This is a genomic window from Capnocytophaga sp. oral taxon 863 str. F0517 (assembly GCF_000466425.1).
Classification (GTDB): Bacteria; Bacteroidota; Bacteroidia; order Flavobacteriales; family Flavobacteriaceae; genus Capnocytophaga.
This window is the reverse complement of the sequence record NZ_KE992131.1, coordinates 1-524: the sequence shown is the minus strand read 5'-3', so window position 1 is coordinate 524 and position 524 is coordinate 1. Positions and strand designations below refer to the sequence as shown.

At 36.5% G+C, this 524-nt stretch carries 1 pseudogene; it reads left to right on the top strand.

Features of this window, described 5'->3' with window-relative positions:
* Nucleotides 1-524: pseudogene (locus tag HMPREF1551_RS05955) on the top strand (DNA methylase); the annotation flags it as partial.

Below are 524 nucleotides of genomic sequence, written 5' to 3'. Positions count from 1 at the left end.
CAACAAAGCCAAACAACACAAATTAAGCTACAAGAGGTTAATTCACAAAAAAATGAGGTAAAGGAAAATGAGGTAAAGGAAATTGAGGTAAAAAAGGTTGAACGGCAAGAATTTATTGAAATTGAAAGCAAAACCAACGAGCCTTCCTTTGTTATTTCCAATGCTAATCTCACCTCTAAAGAGTCAAAAGAACCTAAGAATCAAAAAGTTGAACCCAAAGTCGTTCAGCTAAGTCTCTTTGATTTTCTATCAGAGCAGGAAGCTACCGCTACTTTAGCTAGCCCTCCCAACATTTCAGCTAAAACAGTCCCTACTATACCCACAGGAGCTAAAAAGAAAACAAAGAAGAAAACAACTACCTCTCAATTAGGGAATGCTCAAAAGTTAGACTTGTTTTCTTTTACTTATCTTGTCAATCAAGGGAATGAAATAGAGGTGCTTTCAAAAGCTTCTCCTGCTTTGTATTACACGCCTCCTGCGGTATCATTATTAAAAGAACCTGTACCTTTTGAGGGAGAATATTT